We start from the raw sequence: 17,994 nt of genomic DNA, 5'->3' as shown, positions 1-17,994 counted from the left end.
AACCCAGGGAAGTCGTCGCTCGTGAACATGAAGATCCCAGCCCGGATCACAGTCGCTTCGCTCATCGCACTTGCACTCGTCGCCTCGATGACGGCCTGCGCCGGTGTGTCTGGCTCGAGCTCCGCCTCCGTCGCACCCAGCTGCTCACAGCTACTCGCCGCCGCTGTCCAGTACCAGAAACCTGGCATTGGCGACGGTGACTCCACCTTGCAGGCCCTGAGCGATAACTGCTCAGACGAGTACGAGATCGCCGTCGACTATCTTGCGCACTCCACTGACAGCGCGTTCAGTATCGACTCCTGCGATGAACTACTCGGCTACGGCATCAGGGCGGAGTCGGTGGATCTGCTCGCACAAGACGGGCGGTGCACGTTCGGCGAAAGCGCGGCCGCCGTCGGTCCAGAATGGCCCGACGGAGGCCTCGGATGGGACGAGGCACGGGGGCATGCGGGAACGGTGCAACGTGTGTGCGGCCCGCTCATGAGCGCCCGAGAGACCGCCGACGGCACATTCGTAAACGTCGGCCAGGACTACCCATCCGCAGACCGATTCACGTTCATATTCTGGAACGTCTCCCTCGAACCGATCGAGCCCGGCGCTACGGTCTGCGGGAGTGGCGAGATCTATCTCTACGAGGGCGTCACGCAGATGGAGATGTCGGACCCCGCCGCGCTGGAGATCTGGCGTTAGCGGATGCCGATGAGTTAGCCACCCGGACTGGAACCCAGACCGTGGGCAGGTCGCCCTGTCACCTACACGTGCAGCAGACCCGTAGTAGGCGCGGCTGGATTCTCGCCTCGCGCTATGCCGGGTCGGTGGAAGTCGGTAGGACTCGTCGACGCCGGATGTCGGCTCAGTTACCGGTGTGTGTGCAAGCGATGGCCATCCCCACAGGATCGGCCAGCGCGCCGACTTGGCCCTCGAACACGCGGAAATGCGTTGTGCCGCGTGGTTGGATCGTTAAGTCATTGAGGGCCAAACTTCCTCCAGCGGCGTCGATCCGGACGACCTTGCCGTTCTGCACCTCGGCCGTTCCTTCGGAGAGCGTGCCGCTCTCGCTCGTCACCTGCGTGTACTTGCCGTCCGACCCGATGTCGACGAGTGTGCACGCGTATGAACCATCATCAAGCGCCGCGGCCGGAGATTGGCTGTTCCACCACCAGAGTGCTCCTGCGCCCACGATCGCGATCACTGCGTACGGCTTCCACGTACGCCAAAGGCTCTCCGAAGTCATGTGGCAAGTCCCCGTCCATTTGGCAACCGCGACGGGGTTCCGCCGAGATCGCTACCACTCCTGCGAGAGCAATCTACTAGCTGGCGCGAACGACATGACGTACGCCGACGGGGCAAACCTTCTCTTCTCCGACTTCATCGGCTACGCAGATTTGCGTCCGTCGAACGTCAGCGATGTCTTGCGCCATAGCCGGGCGGAACAGAGACTGCCTCCCGGGTTGGATACGCCGCGCGTTGCTGGTTTCTGACAACTCTCGTGAGACAAAATCGCACCCCAGTCCTGACAACTCGAGTGAGAAAACCCCAGGTCAGCTACTTCGCGATCTGACAACTGTCGTGAGATCCGACAAAACGGCCCTACTCCGACAGAGACCGGCTGATCACCGCGAGGGTGGCGGACTGGGCCGCGGCGGAGTCCGCTCCCCTCCGCGCCGCGAGCAACCCCACGAGCGATTCCGTCACCAGCATGAGCGCCGCACGCGACGTGTGCACCAGCTCGTCGCGGAACGAGTCTTCGATGGGGGCGACGATCAGGGTGATGTCGGCGAGGTCGGCGGCTGCAGACCTCGGGAAGTACGTGATCGCGAGGACCGTCGCACCGCTCTGCTTGGCTGCCGGCGCGCTTGCGGAAGCCTATGGGCTGCAAGCCGACGCGTTCGTTCCGTGGGCGCCGTCCCCGTCGACGACGTTGCTGGCTCGGGTGACGGATGCCGCATCCCGCGCCGTCGATCGAGACGTCGTGCGCACATCCGATCGGTGCGCGACGCTGGCGCTGACCCGTGCGACCGGCGCGGGCCCCTGGGCGCTGACCTACGCCAGAGCGGGGCGGCTGATCACCGCTTTTCCGGTTGCGTCCGCCGAGGCGATTCTGGGGGAATGGGATGCGGATCCGGATCGCCCGCGGTGGAACGCCGTGCGGGGATGAGGGGGTACGCGGGTGTGGCCGCGCACACTGCGCACCCAGCTGGGCGCGGTACACTGATCTCGATAGGCGGATTTCTCATCCGTCTCGCCCCGGCCGCGTGGTAACGGTCGGGGCTTTTTCTTGCCCGGATGCGGGTGACCGTCAGTCCGTCGGCGGCCGGCGCAGGCGCTTGGTGTCCGTGCGGCGCTGCTTGGCCTTCAGGCGCCGCTCGGTCGAGCCCCGACTCGGTTTCGTCGGCCTGCGCGTCGGCGCGGGGGGCGCAATCGCCTCGGCGATCACCGATGCGAGTCGGGCGCGCGCGGCATCCCGATTGCGCAGTTGCGCGCGGTGCTCCGACGCCGCGATCGTCAGCGTGCCGTCCACGAGGCGGCCCGACAAGCGTTCGAGGAGTCGCTCGCGCTGCACGGGGGAGAGGGAGGTGGAGGATGCCGCATCCCACATCAGTTCGACCCGCGAGTCGGCGGTGTTCACGCCCTGCCCGCCCGGGCCGGAGGATCGAGAGAATCGCCAGGACAGCTCCGACTCCGGGATGACGAGTCCCGCCGACACCCGAAGTCCCGGGCGCTGTGGAGTGACCATGCATCCATCATCCGCGTAGCCGGGTGCGTACGGTCACTACACCCCGCAGATTCGAAACCGCGCGCGTGTCACACGATCGGCGCGATCAGCGAACACGCGCGCGGTTTCGCGAACCCGACGTCGGATCACGGCTGCAGGCGCTCCAATGACCACGCGTCGGCGTCCGCGCGGGTGAAGACCAGTCGATCATGCAGTCGCGAGGTCCGCCCCTGCCAGAACTCGATGCGCGTCGGCACCACGCGATATCCGCCCCACCGCTCCGGCCGGGGCACGTCGGTTCCCTCGGGATAACGCACCTCGAGGGCACGCACGCGCTCTTCGAGCTCGGTGCGTGAGGCAATCGGCTGCGACTGCCTGCTCGCGGTCCCGGCGATGCGCGACCCGTGCGGGCGGCTCTGCCAGTACGCGTCGGAGTCGGCACTGCTGACGTGTTCGACTGTACCGGTCACGAGCACCTGTCGGTGCAGTGAATACCAGGGAAAGAGGAGCGTGGCCCCGGAGTGCGCGGCGATCGCCTCGCCCTTCCGAGACTCGCGGTCGGTGTAGAACGCGAATCCGCGCTCATCGATCTGTCGAAGCAGAACCGTGCGGCTCTGCAGGATGCCGGCAGAGTCCAGCGTTCCCAACACCATCGCGTTCGGCTCGTACACGCCGCGCTGCGCGGCCTCGGCGAGCCAGAGCTGGAACTGAGCGAAGGGATCGCCGGCGAGGTCGGATTCGTCCAGCCGTTCGATGCCGTAATCGGTGTGGCGCGACAGCGCCTCGTTCGGATCGGTCACGTCTGCAGGCTAGCGCGCCGCGCCCCCGCCCGGCGGTGGTAGCGCGCGCGGAACGAAGCGGCATCCCTCGGCTGTCACCACGCAAAACGGGCCTGTTTCGTCGCCGCGCGCGCGTGAATGCGACAGAACAGGCCCGTTTCCGCGTGGGTCTCTCAGGCGTTGTCTTCGGCTCTGACGCGGAAGCCCTTCGCGATGTTCTCGCGTAGCTCCTCGGCGTTCTGGCGCACGACGTACGCCGGGCGGCCCCAGTTCGTCCACGAGCTCAGCCAGCGACTCCGGTCCGCGTGAGTTCGCGATCACCACCTGCTCGCCGAGGGCGGTCAACGCGCGCGCGACCTGAGATCCGATGTGTCCTGCTCCGATGATTCCGTAGGTGGTCATAGTGGCGCCAACCCCGGTGCAGCCGTCAGGATTCCCGGCATCCACCAGGATGGACGCATGACACCACCCCGCCTCCTCGACTTCGGCGACGACAACCTGGACCGCATGAACGCCGGGCTCGTCTACGACCCGACCGACGATTCCCTCATGGACGACCAGGCCGCGGCCCTCGAGGTGCTCTACGACTTCAACGCGACGCGCCCGTCGCAGAGCGCCGAGCGCCAGGAGCTTCTGGCGCGCATGTTCGCCTCGGTCGGCACGGGGTGCTACATCGAGCCGCCGCTGCACGCGAACTGGGCGGGGCGCCACGTCACCCTCGGCGACAACGTCTACGCGAACTTCAATCTGACGCTCGTCGACGATGTCGCGATCACGATCGGCAGCAATGTCATGATCGCGCCGAATGTCGTCATCGCGACCGCGGGGCACCCGATTCTCCCTGAGCTCCGCCGCGAGGCCGCACAGTTCAATCTGCCCGTCGTGATCGGCGACAACGTGTGGATCGGCGCCGGCGCGTTGATCATGCCCGGCATCACGATCGGCGACGACACCGTCATCGGTGCCGGCAGCGTCGTCACCCGAGACATCCCCGCCGGGGTCATCGCCGTCGGCTCACCCTGCCGGGTCGTCCGCGAGATCGGCGACCACGACCGAGAGTTCTGCTGGCGCGACCGTCGAATCGATTTCCCGCTGGACTGACCTCGACGCGAAACGGCCCGCATCCTCTGGGAAGGATGCGGGCCGTTGTCATCGGTTGCTCAATACCAGCCGACCGACTGCGAGTGGCCCCAGGCGCCGCACGGGTTGCCATAGCGACCCGCGATGTACCCCATTCCCCATGCGATCTGCGTCGCGGGGTTCGTCTGCCAGTCGGCTCCCGCCGAAGCCATCTTGCTGCCGGGGAGGGCTTGCGGAATGCCGTACGCACCGCTGCTCGCGTTGTAGGCGCTGGCGTTCCAGCCGGATTCCTTGTTCCACAGCGACACCAGGCACGCGAACTGGTCATCGCCCCAGCCGTATTGCGAAGCGGCCATCGATCGGGCGATGCCCTGCGCCGACGCGGGGTCGACGTTGACGTTGACGTTCGAGAGGGACGACGACGATGAGGACGAAGCGGATGCTGCGGCCTTTTCGGCGGCGGCCTTCTCCGCGGCGGCCTGAGCTTCCGCGGCGGCCTGAGCTTCGGCGGCGGCCTTGGCGGCAGCAGCAGCTTCGGCTGCGGCCTGCGCGGCAGCGGCAGCGGCATCGGCGACCGCCTTGACGGCCTTGGCGTGCTCGAGGCGACCGGCGAGATTGCCCGCGGCGGCGTTGACGGCATCCGTCGCCCGACGCGTTTCGGTGACCTGCTTCGGGAGCAGCATGAGCGGCGTCAACTCGTGCTGGGCGAGCTGGTCGGTCAGCGCGGCGAGGTCGGTCGTGTCGATCGTCGTGGTGCCGGTCACGTCGAGGCCCGACTGGGCGACGTCACGCTCGGTGGCGCGGGCGAAGGCGACCGCCGAACGAGCGCTCGTGAGAGCAGAAGACGCATCGTCGGTGATGTGCGCGAGCGGGTCGGCGACCGACGCGGAGCGCGAGTCGGAGGGGGCCGCGCCGATCGCGTACGCCGACGCGACCTCGGTGCGGTCGGCGGCGACCGCGGCCGATGTTCCGGCTGTCAAGACCGCGGCGGCGGCGACGGCGACAGCGGTCGCCGCGAGCGGGAAACGAGCAGGCTGGAACGAAAAGCGCATGTAACGGGGAGTCTTTCGATGTGTCGGAACCGGCGCGCACGCGTCGGAAAATGTCCTCGGGAGGGACACAAGTCCCCGAGTCTGCGGGCACTTTCTGGGCGAAGCCTGGGCTTTCGCTGAACGGCACTGTCGAAAGTAACGGTGAGATAACGGAGGTGGGGGGCGCCGGCATCCGCCCGATGCCAGTCGTGACAAGGGATGCCGGGCATCGTCACGGTCCGGCTCTACCTCGCGGGGGGAGCGCCGGAGTAGAGTCACGAATACAGGCGACTCCCAGGGAGACAGGACCATGGCATCCAATTCCGCAGCCGACATCGTTGACGCGATCGGTGGCCCCGGCAATATCGCAAGCCTCACTCACTGCGCAACGCGGCTGAGGTTTCAGCTCAATGACGGCTCGATCGTCGACAAAGCGAAAGTGGAGGCGATTCCCGGCGTGATGGGAGCCGTCCCGCAAGCCGGTGACCGCTACCAGGTCGTCATGGGCGGCGCCGTGCAGAACACGTACAACGACATCATGGCTCTTCCGGTGATGGCCGGCGGGGGCGGTGGTGGCGACTCTGCGGCCGACATCAAAGCGCGCGAGCGGGCGAAGGGTCCGCGCGGAAAGGTCGCGTGGCTCGACAGCCTGTTCGAGTACCTCTCCGACTCGTTCCGGCCGATTCTCGGGGCACTGCTGGGAGCCTCGCTGTTCATCACGTTCATGGCGCTGATGGCGACGCTGGGAGTGATCCCGGCATGGAACTCGCCGGGCGTGACCCTCGAGCCGTCTTGGCAGTTCGTCAACCTGATGTGGCAGTGCGTCTTCGTCTTCTTGCCGCTCATGGTCGCCTACAACGCGTCGCAGAAGATCGGCGCCGACCCGTGGGTGGGCTTCGCGATCATGGCGGTGCTCATGCTTCCGGGGTTCACGGCCCTCGGTTCCAACGACGCGGCCAGCCCGGGCTCGTTCCTCGGGTCGGAGATCACGACGATCCCGATCTTCGGTGTCCCGCTCACGCTCTTCGACTACAGCTCGCAGGTCTTCCCGCCGCTGTTGATGGCCGCGGTGCTCGGTCTCGTCTACAAGGGGCTGCGGAAGATCATCCCCGAGAACGTGCAGCTGATCTTCGTGCCGTTCCTCGCGATGCTCATCATGATCCCGCTCACCGCATTCCTCATCGGACCGATCGGCGTGTACGCCGGTGCGGCGCTGTCGGGCGCCCTCAGTGCGATCAACACGTTCTCGCCCTTCATCTTCGCGATCGTGATTCCCCTGGCGTACCCGTTCATGGTGCCGCTGGGCCTTCACTGGCCGATCAACGCGGTCATGCTGCTGAACATCCAGACCCTCGGCTACGACTACATCCAGGGGCCCATGGGTGCCTGGAACTTCGCCTGCTTCGGCGCGACCGCCGGTGTCTTGCTGCTGGCATGGCGTGAGAAGGACAAGGAGATGAAGCAGACCGCGACCGGTGCGCTGGCGGCGGGGTTGCTCGGTGGAATCTCGGAGCCCTCGCTCTACGGCATCCATCTGCGGTTCAAGCGCATCTACCCACGCATGCTCGTGGGCTGCCTCACGGGTGGTCTCATCATCGGCATCGGTAGCCTCATCCTGGGGCTCCCGAACGGCATCACGACCAACGCGTTCGTCTTCACCTCGTTGCTGACGATCCCGGCGTTCGACCCGATCGGGCTGTACGCGATCGCGATCCTCGGTGCGTTCTTCGTCTCGATGTTTCTTGTCGTCATCTCGGGGTACAAGAACCCCGCGGATGCCGCAGCCGTCGCCGCGGCCGGTGTCACGGTCGAGGAGATCGAAAACCGCCCCGCCCACGAGTCGGCCAGCGGACTGATCGCCGCGAGCGCGGCAGCCGCCGCCGCATCCGGCACCGGAACGGCCACGGCGACCGCGGTCGCCGAGGCTGAAGCCGGCGTGGGCGCCCTGGTGCAGGTGGCGTCTCCGCTGGATGGCACGGCGGTCGCGCTGTCCGAGGTTCCCGACCCCGTCTTCGGTGGGGGCGTCATGGGTCCGGGGGTCGCGATCGAGCCGACCGGTGACACCGTTTACGCGCCGGGCGCGGGCGTCGTCGTGGCCGCGCAGCCGACCGGTCACGCGTTCGGTCTGCAGCTCGACAACGGCGCGGAGGTGCTGATTCACGTGGGCATCGACACCGTCAACCTCAAGGGGGAAGGCTTCGACGTCAAGGTCAAGAACGGCGATCGGATCGAGGTCGGAACGCCGCTCGTGACGTTCGACCGCACGGTCATCGAGAAAGCGGGCTACCCGCTCATCACCCCGGTGATCGTCCTCAACGCCGACCAGTTCGAGACGGTCGATCCGGTGGCGCTCGGTCCCACCTCGCACGGCACGCCGCTGCTGGATATTCAGAAGAAGGCCTGACGCGTATTCGTCGCTCATCCCCCGTGCGCTCTCGCACGGGGGATGAGTGCTGTCGGGGCGCGGTGATAGCGTCGCGGGCATGGCCGAGGCAGGCGAGATCGACGTGGTGTTCTTCGCCGATGCGGAGGAATTCCGTGCGTGGCTCGATGAGCACCACGAGACGGCGACCGAGCTGTGGATGGGCCTGCGACGCAAAGGACAACCCGACCGCGGGCTGACATGGGCAGACGCCGTTCCGGTCGCGCTGTGTTTCGGATGGATCGACTCCATCTCGCACCGCATCGACGACACCGCGCGCCGGCAGCGGTGGACTCCGCGCAAGCCGCGATCGGTCTGGAGCGCGGTCAACATTGCACACATCGAACGGCTGACGGCCGAGGGCCTCATGCGGCCGGCGGGGCTGGCCGCATACGCGCACCGTGATCCGTCGGTGCCGGGGTACTCCTACGCCCAGGCAGAGCTTTCGCCCGCCGAGGCCGCAGCGATCGCCGCCGACCCGGCCGCGCAGGCGTTCTGGGATGCCGCCATCCCCAGCTACCGGCGCGTCGCGGTGATGTGGGTTCAGAGCGCGAAGCGCGAGCAGACGCGTGCCGCGCGGCTCGTGTCGCTCGTCGAGGACTGTGCCGCCGGGCGCCTGATCCCGACGCAGCGCTACGGTGCGACGCCGGCATGGCTCACGCGCGCGGCGGCTGCGGCTGACGCCGCGCGCTGAGCCGAGCGGCAATCAGCGTCGCCGGAGGAGCAGCACGCCGTCGTCAAGGCTGGCGGGGGCGCCATCTGGACCGGTCACCTCGCGTGCCACGGTCTCGATCCGCTCGCGGTGAGACGGCACATTCTTGATGAGACGCGACGCTTCGCATCCCGTCTCATCGCCGATGTCCCGTCTCGCAGGCAGCAGGCAGCAGGCAGCAGGCGCTGGGCGAGGGAGACTACGCGCGGTGCTCGCGGTAGTAGGCCAGGAGCGCCTGCGTCGAGGCGTCTTGGGCGGCCGTCGCCGCCGCGTCGCCCTCGACTGCGGGTGCGATCTGCAGCGCGAGCTGCTTACCGAGTTCCACACCCCACTGGTCGAACGAATTGATGCCCCACACGACGCCCTGCGTGAAGGTGATCTGTTCGTAGAGTGCGATGAGCTCGCCGAGCACCTTCGGCGTGAGCGCGGGCGCGAAGATCGATGTCGTCGGCCGGTTGCCGGGGAAGGTCCGGGCCGCGACGAGCGCGCCGGTCGTGCCTTCCGCCTCGACCTCGGCCGCGGTCTTGCCGAAGGCGAGCGCCTTGGTCTGGGCGAGGAAGTTCGCCAGGAACAGCCCATGCACGTCGCGCCCATCGTCTTCGAGAGGATAGGCCGGATTGACGAATCCGATGAAGTCGGCCGGGATGAGCCGTGTTCCCTGGTGGATGAGCTGATAGAACGCGTGCTGCCCGTTGGTCCCCGGCTCGCCCCAGAAGATCTCGCCCGTGTCACTCGTGACCGGCGATCCATCCCAGCGGACGCTCTTGCCGTTGGATTCCATCGTCAACTGCTGCAGGTACGCGGCGAAGCGGCTGAGCTGCTGCGCGTACGGGAGGACGGCGTGCGACTGCGCGCCGAGGAAGTTCGTGTACCAGACGTTGAGCATCCCCATGAGTACCGGGACGTTGCGCTCGAGCGGCTCGTGCACGAAGTGCTCGTCGACGGCATGGAAGCCGGCGAGCAACTCGCGGAAGGCGTCCGGTCCCAACTCGATCATGAGCGAGAGTCCGATCGCGGAGCCGACCGAGTAACGACCGCCGACCCAGTCCCAGAAGCCGAACGCATTCGTCGGATCGATGCCGAACGCGGCGACCCGCTCGAGTGCCGTCGAGACGGCGACGAAATGATGGGCGACGGCATCGGTCTTCTGCGCGTCGGAGCCGTCGATCGCGCCGGACGCGGCCAGACCCGCCCACAGCCAGGCGCGGGCGAGCCGGGCATTGGTCAGCGTCTCGAGTGTCGTGAACGTCTTGGAGGCGACGACGAACAGGGTGGTCTCCGGATCGAGGTCCTTGGTCTTGTGCGCGAGGTCGAACGGGTCGATGTTCGAGACGAACCGGGCCTGGATGCCGGCCGTGGCGAAGGGCTCGAGGGCCGCGGAGATCATCGCGGGGCCGAGGTCGGAGCCGCCGATCCCGATGTTGACGACGTGCGTGACCTTCTTGCCGGTGATGCCGACCCAGTCGCCGCGCCGCACGCGATCGGCGAAGGCGGTCATTGCGGTGAGCACATCCTGGACGTCGGTATCGATGTCTTGCCCGTCGACGACGAGTGCCGGCTGCGCACCTACCGGCCGGCGGAGCGCGGTGTGCAGTACGGCGCGGTCTTCGGAAGTGTTGATGTGGTCGCCGCGGAACATCGCGTCGCGGTGGCCGGTGAGATCGACCTGCTGTGCCAGAGCGAGCAGCGAGTCGAGGATGCCGGCATCCACCAGGTTCTTCGACAGGTCGATCCGAAGGTCGGCCAGGTCGAACGTCAGTCGCGCGGCGCGGCTCGGGTCGTCCGCGAACCAGCGGCGAAGGTCGGGCGCGAAGCCGTCAGCGCGAGCGGCGAGGTCTGCCCAGGCGGGCGTGGCGGTGGCATCGATGGGGGTGGTCACGGGGTCAACGCTAGCGCCGATGGTGCGGCGGTGCAGGCGCGTGCGCCGCGTATGTCGTCCGGTGACCACCCCGTCTCGAGCCGTGTCAGTCCGCGCTCAGGATCACGGCGCCGGCCGAGACCTGCACGCTGATCCGATGTGTGGATGCCGGGTCGACCGTGAGCGTGTGTCGGAACTGACCGGCCGACACATCCGAGTCCACCGCGTATGCGTCATCCGGCAGGGCGAGCTCGACGCGTCCGGCGCTGACATCCGCCGTCACGCTCTGCGGGGTGGAGCCGGTGAAGGCGCCCGTGAGCGCACCTGCGCTGAGGGTGAGGTCGGCCGAGTCGACATCGGCGAGGTCGAGCGTGAGGCGTCCGGCAGATCCGTCGACGGTGACCTCTTGCGCGGAGCCGGAGACATCGAGCGAACCGGCCGAGAGGTCCACATCGAGGTCGCCGAAGCGTCCATCGGCCGTCAGAGCACCGCCGTTCACGGCGAGGTCGGCATCGAGCACAACGCGTTCCAGTGAGCGCGGCAGGGTGAGGACCGCCTCGTCGCTGGATCCCCAGCGCCACCCGACCCACCACGATCGTTGGTTGGTCACGCGGAGGGCATCGTCATCGCGCTCGAAGCGCCAGTCTCCCGCCGCCCCGTCGACGGTGAGGCTCGCCTCGTCGCCGTATTCGATCATCAGGTTGGCGGCGTTGATGTCGATCTCGAGTTCGGAGATGCCGGCGGCATCCGCCGTGAATGTCTCGGTGCGGAGGGTCGCCGCACGCACGGCTGAGAAGATGCCGGTGAGCAGTGTCCCGATGATCAGCGCGGCCCCCAGCGTGATCGCGAGGATCGAGATGACGCGAGCCGAAGTGCGGCGCGGCGGACGCGGCGGGGTCGGCGGCAGGGCAGGGGGCTGCGGGGGTGCGGTGAGGGTCATCGTGATGCTCCGTTCTGGGGAGCGGTGCCGGTCCCGGCACCGCCGTGTTCGAGGTGGACCAGCGCCGCGAGGACGCGTCTGTTACCGTGTTCGTCCTGCTCCAGGTCGAGCTTCTGGAAGAGCGAGGTGATGTACTTCTCCACGCTCGCTTCGCTGACGAAGAGGGCCTGGGCGATCGCCTGATTGCTCTTGCCCTCGGCGATCAGCGCCAGCACCGAGCGCTCGCGCTCGGTGAGCCGGCTCATCCGCTCGTCGCGGGAGCGTCGGGTGAGCAGCTGCGCGACGACTTCGGGGTCGAGCACCGTTGCGCCGGCCGCGATCCGCTCGATCGAGCCGAGGAAGTCGCGGACGTCGGCGACCCGATCCTTCAGCAGGTAGCCGAACGCCGCCGCCTGCCCGGTGATGAGCTCACTGGCGTACCGTTCTTCGACGTATTGACTGAGCACGAGGACGGGCAGTGACGGGTTCGCCGCGCGGAGTGCGAGCACGGCACGGATGCCTTCATCGGTGAACGTGGGCGGAAGTCGCACATCGAGCAGGCACAGGTCGGGCGTCGTCTGCGCGACCGTGGCGGGGAGATCCGTCGCATCGGGGAGTGCCGCGACGACGTCGTGGCCGGCATCGGCGAGCACGCGGACGAGGCCTTCGCGCAGCAGCGCGGAATCCTCACAGATCAGGATGCGCACGGGACGCTCACCTCCAGAGCGGTCGGGCCGCCGGCCGGGCTTTCCAGGCGCGCGGTCCCACCGGCGGCCAGGACGCGATTCGTGATGCCGTCCAGGCCACCGCCGGCAAGTACCCGTGCGCCGCCGATACCGTTGTCTTCCACGCGTGCCCAGAGGCTGCCGTCGTCGCGACGGCGCACGATCACGCGGGCCGCCGACCCGCGCGAGTGCTTGGCCGCGTTCGTCAGCGACTCGGCGACGGCGAAATAGACCGCCGCCTCCGCGGTCGCGCTGCACCGACCGTCGATCCGCACGTCCAACACCACGGGGATGGGGGAGCGGGCAGCCAGCGCGCTGAGCGCGGCATCCAGTCCCCGATCGTCCAGGACAGACGCGTGGATGCCGCGGGCCAGTTGTCGCAACTCGGTGATCGCGGCCTTCGTCGAGGTGTGTGCTTCGTCGATCAGTGCCTTGGCGGCGTCGGGGTCGGTGTCGATCTTCTGCTGCGCGAGGCCGAGGGTCATGCCGAGGGCCACGAGGCGCGGCTGGACCCCATCGTGGAGGTCGCGCTCGATGCGGGTCCGCTCGACCTCGCTGGCGCGGACGGCCCCGGCGCGCTGCGCGCCGGCGGTCTGCACCTGTGCGGCGAGCTGCGCTTCGCGAGATGGCACGAGGATCGCACGCGTCAGCACACCGTGCAGCAGCGCGATACCGAGGAGGACGGCCAGCGCCACGACGACCCCGAGGATCCCGAGCGCGACGGCCCACCCGGAGGCCACCTCGATCCCGGTGCCGGCGATCCGCGTCACCGCCTGAGCGGACAGCGGGGCGAACGCCAGTCCGATCGCGGCGATCAGTCCGGTGAGCGTCGGGAGCACGATGAGCCCGAGCACGGTGGCGATGGCGGCACTGGCGACGCCGCGCCACATCGGGCCGTCGGTGAACTGCTGCCAGAGGGTCCGCATCCATCCGCCGAACCCGGGGCGTCCGCTGCGGCGGGCCCGCAGGGCGGGCACGCCGTAGCCGTACAGGCCTTCGACCCGCTCGGTTTCGGCCCAGGCCGTTGCCCAGAGCAGGTACACGAAGCCGATGAGGAACAGGAGTCCGATGCCGAGCACGAGCAGCAGGCTGATACCGATGCTCAGCAAGGACGCGAGCGCGGCGAAGAGGAGTGATCCGACGAGGCCGACGGCGGCGAGCTGGGCGATCGCCCCGAGGAGGGTGGCGACGCCCGCTCGTGGACGGCTCGCGGGTGGCGCGGAAACGAGGGGGACGGTGGTCATGGCTCCACGCTAGAGGCGGCGGCCGCGCGCGGCGCCAGAGGCAGCCGGAAGGTTCGGTTCGGGATATCCCGAACCGACCGGTGCAGGAGGATGGAGTGGTGACTGCTCCCGACATCCGCCTGATCGCCGTCGACATGGACGGCACGCTGCTCCGACCGGACGGGTCGATTCCGGATGCTCTGTGGCCGCTGCTCGAGCGTCTGCACGAGCGGGGGATCGCCTTCGCGCCGGCAAGTGGGCGGCAACTGGCGACCCTCCAGGCGATGTTCACAGCAGTCGACGCAGACCTCGACTACATCGCCGAGAACGGGGCGTATGTCGTTCGCGGTGAGGTCGAGGTGAGTTCGGATGCCGTGGACCCTCTCGTCGTCGCCTCCGTCATCGCCCGGGTGAGAGATCTCGTGTCGGCCGGGACGCTCCGCGCGGGCCTGGTCGTGTGCGGTAAACGCTCGGCCTACATCGAGAACCCCGACGCGGAGTTCGTCGCGGAGGTCGAGAAGTACTACGCGAAGCTCGAGCAGACGAGCGACCTGCTCGCCGTGGACGATCAGGTACTCAAGCTCGCGATCTTCGACTTCGACGGTGGCGAGGCGCACACGGCACCAGCCTTCGCAGACTTTCGGGACTCGCACCAGGTGGTCGTGTCGGGCGCGCACTGGGTCGACATCATGAACACCACGGTCGACAAGGGTGTCGCTCTCCGCCGTCTTCAGCAGGCACTCGGGGTGACCTCGGCTCAGACGGCCGCCTTCGGCGATTACCTCAACGATCTTCAGCTCCTCCAGGCGGCGGACTGGTCGTACGCGATGGCCGACGCGCATCCCGACGTCGTCGCCGTCGCCCGCTACCGCGCCCCGTCGAACGCGGATGCCGGTGTCATCACGGCGATCGAAGACCTCCTCGGCCTCGACTGAGGACTGCTGGACAGCGCGGCAACCACGAGAACGAAGCCGAGGTCGGCGAGGCTCCCCGTCGCAGCGAACGGCGACCCGGATACGCACGAAGAGATGTGCCCGCCTTACGTCGTGACGTCGCGAAGGTCAATCCCCTCGACCGCCCGCGGGGCGCACCGTAGGTTCGCCACAGGCGACCACGACGGTCGCGCGGAGGAGGCCATCATGACGCACGACGACAACGCCGCGATCGACAGCGACGACACCGAAGCGACCGAGAAGCCGGGCGGTCTCGGACAGGACGGCACCATCCCGCCCGACGCGGACGGCGTCGCGGCGGGGCACACGGATGAGGCGTCGAACTTCAACCCTGAAGAAGACGAAGACGCACCGGCGTAGAGGATCCGGCGGCGGTGCGCGTCAGATCTGCGCGCCGTCGTCCCACGGGTCGTCGTCGTTCGGGGTACGTCCGCGCCAGGACTCGTAGGCGATCAGCCATCCGATCGAGACGATCACGGCGATCGTGAGACCCAGCCACACGTTCTCCAGGATCAATCCGACCAGGACTCCGGCGCCCAGCAGGACGACGGTCCCGACGATCCATCCGATGCGACCCTTGGGCCAACCGTTTTGCGCCATTCCGCCAGCCTCAGGCTCCTCACTCGGCCGCGTTGAACATCACCATCCAGTCGATTCCGAAGCGATCCTGGACCATCCCGAAGGTGCCGCCCCACGGCGGGGTCTCATACGGAGCGGTCACGGTGCCGCCCGTGCTGAGGGCATCCCAGATTCCCTGCAGGCGGTCGGCCTCATCGCCGCTGATCGACACGCTGATGCCGGCCGGCGGCGCGTAGGGCATGGCGCTCGGGACGTCGGCGATCATCAGCACGAGACCGTCGGTGGTCGTCAGCTGACCGTGCATGACCAGATGTCCTTCGCCCGGACCGGCCATCTCGGGGAAGCTCGCGAACTCGCTGATGTCCAGTTCGCCGCCGAGAACGGACTGGTAGAACTCCAGCGCTGCGCGCGCGTCGCCGCGGAGGTTGATGTACGGATTGAGCGTGAGCGCCATGGTCGGTTCCTTCCGAGTGGACTGATGCGCTCAGTGTCTCGCCGGGGTCAGACATCCACAAGATGAGCGTCAGCGATCCCGGTGATCTTCCGGGCTCAATCGTGCGCCGCGGCGCGGTTCGCGGGGACCGGCGAGTCCGATCAGGCGGATGACGCGTTGGCGGTGGCCGGCCCACGGGGCGAGGAGTTCCCGCATCCCGTCGTCGTCGACGCGATGGCCTGTCAGGGCGAAACCCACCTGGTGGGCGAGGTGGTAGTCACCGACGCTCACGGCGTCCGGATCGCCGAACGCACGAATGCGGGTTTCGGCGCTCGTCCAGACGCCGACACCGCGCAGGCTCGTGAGGATCTCGTCTCTCGCGTCGCCGGCGAGGGCAGGCGTCATCGCTCTCTCGATCGACGCGCGCCGCGCCGCGACCGCCACGATCGTGCGCGATTGCGGCGGCTCGAGCCCGGCGCGATGCCAGGTCCAGCTCGGAACCGCGTGCCAATCGGCGGGTGGCGCGAACATCGGGCGCGGCGTGGGGCCGGGCGCGCGCTCGCCACACCACGTGAGGATCGCCCGCCACGCGCCGAACGCCTGGAGCCCCGTGACCTTCTGCTCGAAGATCGCGCTCACGAGAGCGTCGAAGACGAGGTCGGTGCGTCCGATCCGTAAGCCGGGGTAGCGGTGGTGGGCGTCGGCGATGAGGGGATGCCGGTGTCCCTCGAACCCGGTCGGATCATCGAGAGCGCCGCACAGGGCCGGCAGCTGATCGAGCGCCCATGGTGCGCCGGGACCCCACGCGGCTCCGCGGATGCGTCCTCGCTCGACGCGGACGGCAAGCGTCGCGATCCCCAGCGGCGTGCGGGTCGCGCGCCAGATCACGCCGCCGGCGTGCACGTGCGATGGATCGTGCGCGCCGCGTTGCTGGTACTGGATCGCGCGCGCGGCGTCGATCGGCGTGCCCGGACGATATTCCGTCTCGATCGGTGGGTCCGCGGGTGGCGGGAGCACCGGCATCCGCTCCCGAATCGTCATGCGGCAACCCTACGCCGCACCCTCCGACAGGCTGCTGTCAGAAGCGGTCGGGCGAGGGGGTCCCGTGGCCGAAGCGGATGACGACGTCGGCGTGCCGGTCGAAGCGATAGCCGATCCCGCGGACGGTGCGCACGATGTCCTCGTAGCGGCCGAGCTTGGAGCGGAGTCGCCGCACGTGGACGTCGATCGTGCGCTCCCCGGGAGCTTCATCGCCGTCAGCGTGGCTCCACAGGGAGGAGACGAGTTCGGTGCGTTCGATCGTGCGGCCCTCGCGCAGCACGAGATACTGCAGGAGCTCGAACTCCTTGAATGTCAGCGCCGCGCTCTCGCCGTCGATGTGCACACGACGGCGCGAGATGTCGATGGTGACGCCTCCGGGGACGTGGTCCTCGTCCGGCGTGTCGGCCTTGGTCCGGGCGACGGCGCTCGGCTCGTGCAGAGCGAGGCGCACCACGTCGACATCGCGCCCACCCGCGGTGGCGGGGGCGAGAGCGACGGTCGCGTACGTCTCGGCGTGCGGAGCGAGTTGCGCGAGCGTGTGCCGCAACGCTTCGACAAGTGTCGACAGCGAGACACCGTCGACGGCCGTCTTGTTCTCGTCGATCCCGACGTAGAGTGCGAAGCCGCGAGGTGCGGTACCGGCCGGGACCGACCGCGCAGCCGGACGCGCGGCCGGGACGATGTCCTCCACGGCGTGCAGGTGGCGGGTGGATGCGGGCGGGGACAGGAGAGCGGTGTTCGACATGGCGAAATCCTTCGGGGTGGAACCCGGGGCGAGGTGCCCGACGCAGGTTCAGATGTGTGTTCCGGTTCGGCCTCAGAAGCGGCCTATGTGCGAGGCGACCGGCATCCGCGTGGTGGGCGGGGAGCTGCGGTGACTCGGGGATCGAGGTGCTCGCCTGCGCTCAGAGCGGGGAGCGACGACAGATCCGACGGGGATTACCGTGTCAGCGACACATTCGGCAACACATGACAGCGCCCGGCATCATGGTGCCGGTCGTTCCGTTCGCCTCCCGGGCGGACAGAGTGCGTGCGATGTCAGTCATGTGGTCATTATGACCAATTGCGACGGAATGTGTCAAACCGCACGTGTGCCAGCGCCGTGGCATGACGATTTGTGACAAAGTGCTCAGTCTCATCCGGGGTGAAGCGCAGTGTCGGCGCGCAGGCGTACCGTGGACGGCATGAGTGGGTTCACTTTCGCCAACGAGGTCGATGCGTCGCGGTACACGCTTCACAAGGACGGCGCGCTGGTCAGCGTCCTCGACTATCGCGACGATGGTCGGACGGTCGCGCTCACCCGCGCCTATACGATCCCGACGTTCCGCGGACACGGCTATGCCGGCGAGGTTGTGGCGCGTGCCGTGTCCGAGATTGAAGAGCGCGGAGACCGCGCGGTCAGTCCGGTCTGCTGGTACGTCGCCGAGTGGTTCGACGCTCATCCCGCGCACGCGAGTCTGCTCGCGACGCGACGATCCGCCTGACGGGTACCGGCTACAGCAGCGGGCGTCAAGGGCCTCGCC

At 68.1% G+C, this 17,994-nt stretch carries 20 protein-coding genes and 1 pseudogene; 8 read left to right on the top strand and 13 right to left on the bottom strand.

The features are described 5' to 3' along the window. Positions 1-21 precede the first annotated feature (21 nt). Positions 22-690 (top strand): hypothetical protein, encoded by a 669-nt coding sequence (locus Q0653_RS12990; protein ID WP_298945009.1) that lies wholly within the window; start codon positions 22-24, stop codon positions 688-690. Positions 691-853: 163 nt separating this feature from the next. Here the strand turns inward: Q0653_RS12990 and Q0653_RS12985 are convergent, their stop codons facing one another. Continuing rightward, positions 854-1,192 (bottom strand): hypothetical protein, encoded by a 339-nt coding sequence (locus Q0653_RS12985; RefSeq protein ID WP_298945007.1) that lies wholly within the window; start codon positions 1,190-1,192, stop codon positions 854-856. 579 nt (positions 1,193-1,771) lie between these two features. On the opposite strand from Q0653_RS12985, the gene Q0653_RS12980 reads away from it, so the two are divergent. Further along, positions 1,772-2,158, top strand: coding sequence for a hypothetical protein (locus tag Q0653_RS12980; RefSeq protein WP_298945005.1), 387 nt, complete (start codon positions 1,772-1,774; stop codon positions 2,156-2,158). A gap of 141 nt (positions 2,159-2,299) precedes the next feature. On the opposite strand, the gene arfB is transcribed toward Q0653_RS12980, so the two are convergent. The 3 genes and pseudogenes from arfB to Q0653_RS12965 form a co-directional block, all read right to left on the bottom strand. Continuing rightward, a complete protein-coding gene (gene arfB, locus Q0653_RS12975; RefSeq protein ID WP_298945003.1) occupies positions 2,300-2,737 on the bottom strand; it encodes an alternative ribosome rescue aminoacyl-tRNA hydrolase ArfB in 438 nt (145 codons plus the stop codon). Between the two features lie 125 nt (positions 2,738-2,862). Then, positions 2,863-3,516 carry a pyridoxamine 5'-phosphate oxidase gene (pdxH, locus tag Q0653_RS12970; protein WP_298945001.1) on the bottom strand — a complete coding sequence of 218 codons (654 nt, stop codon included), beginning with the start codon at positions 3,514-3,516 and terminating at the stop codon, positions 2,863-2,865. Between the two features lie 240 nt (positions 3,517-3,756). Then, positions 3,757-3,942, bottom strand: a pseudogene (locus Q0653_RS12965) (NAD(P)-binding domain-containing protein); the annotation flags it as partial. A 12-nt stretch (positions 3,943-3,954) separates the two neighbouring features. Between Q0653_RS12965 and Q0653_RS12960 the strand changes: the two are divergent. Continuing rightward, complete coding sequence (locus tag Q0653_RS12960; protein ID WP_298945000.1) at positions 3,955-4,596, top strand: sugar O-acetyltransferase; 642 nt, start codon at positions 3,955-3,957, stop codon at positions 4,594-4,596. 59 nt (positions 4,597-4,655) lie between these two features. Here the strand turns inward: Q0653_RS12960 and Q0653_RS12955 are convergent, their stop codons facing one another. Next, a complete protein-coding gene (locus tag Q0653_RS12955) occupies positions 4,656-5,627 on the bottom strand; it encodes a lytic transglycosylase domain-containing protein (protein WP_298944998.1) in 972 nt (323 codons plus the stop codon). Positions 5,628-5,916: 289 nt separating this feature from the next. On the opposite strand from Q0653_RS12955, the gene Q0653_RS12950 reads away from it, so the two are divergent. Next, a complete protein-coding gene (locus tag Q0653_RS12950; RefSeq protein WP_298944996.1) occupies positions 5,917-8,010 on the top strand; it encodes a glucose PTS transporter subunit IIA in 2,094 nt (697 codons plus the stop codon). A 79-nt stretch (positions 8,011-8,089) separates the two neighbouring features. Beyond that, positions 8,090-8,722: a YdeI/OmpD-associated family protein gene (locus Q0653_RS12945; RefSeq protein ID WP_298944994.1), complete on the top strand. Its 633-nt coding sequence runs from the start codon at positions 8,090-8,092 to the stop codon at positions 8,720-8,722. 217 nt (positions 8,723-8,939) lie between these two features. Here Q0653_RS12945 and pgi read toward each other — a convergent pair whose 3' ends face one another. The 4 genes from pgi to Q0653_RS12925 form a co-directional block, all read right to left on the bottom strand. Next, complete coding sequence (gene pgi / locus Q0653_RS12940; RefSeq protein ID WP_298944991.1) at positions 8,940-10,619, bottom strand: glucose-6-phosphate isomerase; 1,680 nt, start codon at positions 10,617-10,619, stop codon at positions 8,940-8,942. A gap of 85 nt (positions 10,620-10,704) precedes the next feature. Further along, positions 10,705-11,538 (bottom strand): hypothetical protein, encoded by an 834-nt coding sequence (locus tag Q0653_RS12935; RefSeq protein ID WP_298944989.1) that lies wholly within the window; start codon positions 11,536-11,538, stop codon positions 10,705-10,707. After that, positions 11,535-12,224: a response regulator transcription factor gene (locus Q0653_RS12930; RefSeq protein ID WP_298944987.1), complete on the bottom strand. Its 690-nt coding sequence runs from the start codon at positions 12,222-12,224 to the stop codon at positions 11,535-11,537. Before Q0653_RS12930 ends, Q0653_RS12935 begins: the two co-directional genes overlap by 4 nt. Then, positions 12,212-13,486: a histidine kinase gene (locus Q0653_RS12925; RefSeq protein ID WP_298944985.1), complete on the bottom strand. Its 1,275-nt coding sequence runs from the start codon at positions 13,484-13,486 to the stop codon at positions 12,212-12,214. The genes Q0653_RS12930 and Q0653_RS12925 overlap by 13 nt, the downstream gene beginning before the upstream one ends. Before the next feature lie 98 nt (positions 13,487-13,584). Here Q0653_RS12925 and Q0653_RS12920 point away from each other — a divergent pair, with 98 nt between their 5' ends. Then, positions 13,585-14,400, top strand: a complete 816-nt coding sequence (locus tag Q0653_RS12920) for a Cof-type HAD-IIB family hydrolase (protein WP_298944983.1) — start codon at positions 13,585-13,587, stop codon at positions 14,398-14,400. 204 nt (positions 14,401-14,604) lie between these two features. After that, positions 14,605-14,778: a hypothetical protein gene (locus Q0653_RS12915; protein ID WP_298944981.1), complete on the top strand. Its 174-nt coding sequence runs from the start codon at positions 14,605-14,607 to the stop codon at positions 14,776-14,778. A gap of 21 nt (positions 14,779-14,799) precedes the next feature. On the opposite strand, the gene Q0653_RS12910 is transcribed toward Q0653_RS12915, so the two are convergent. The 4 genes from Q0653_RS12910 to Q0653_RS12895 all read right to left on the bottom strand — a co-directional run bounded on the left by Q0653_RS12910 (position 14,800) and on the right by Q0653_RS12895 (position 17,216). Continuing rightward, entirely contained in the window at positions 14,800-15,018 is a 219-nt protein-coding gene (locus tag Q0653_RS12910) for a hypothetical protein (RefSeq protein WP_298742206.1), read from the bottom strand. Between the two features lie 19 nt (positions 15,019-15,037). Beyond that, a complete protein-coding gene (locus tag Q0653_RS12905; protein ID WP_298742207.1) occupies positions 15,038-15,451 on the bottom strand; it encodes a VOC family protein in 414 nt (137 codons plus the stop codon). Between the two features lie 69 nt (positions 15,452-15,520). Continuing rightward, positions 15,521-16,471, bottom strand: a complete 951-nt coding sequence (locus tag Q0653_RS12900; RefSeq protein WP_298944978.1) for a DNA-3-methyladenine glycosylase 2 family protein — start codon at positions 16,469-16,471, stop codon at positions 15,521-15,523. Positions 16,472-16,508: 37 nt separating this feature from the next. Beyond that, positions 16,509-17,216, bottom strand: coding sequence for a winged helix-turn-helix domain-containing protein (locus Q0653_RS12895; RefSeq protein ID WP_298944976.1), 708 nt, complete (start codon positions 17,214-17,216; stop codon positions 16,509-16,511). A 439-nt stretch (positions 17,217-17,655) separates the two neighbouring features. Between Q0653_RS12895 and Q0653_RS12890 the strand changes: the two genes are divergently transcribed. Next, positions 17,656-17,955, top strand: coding sequence for a GNAT family N-acetyltransferase (locus Q0653_RS12890; RefSeq protein WP_298742210.1), 300 nt, complete (start codon positions 17,656-17,658; stop codon positions 17,953-17,955). Positions 17,956-17,994 lie beyond the last annotated feature (39 nt).

Origin of the sequence: uncultured Microbacterium sp. (genome assembly GCF_947488465.1) — a bacterium.
In the GTDB taxonomy this organism is placed as follows: domain Bacteria; phylum Actinomycetota; class Actinomycetes; order Actinomycetales; family Microbacteriaceae; genus Microbacterium.
The sequence above is the reverse complement of the archived record's forward strand: the minus strand, read 5'-3'. Positions and strand labels throughout refer to the sequence as shown.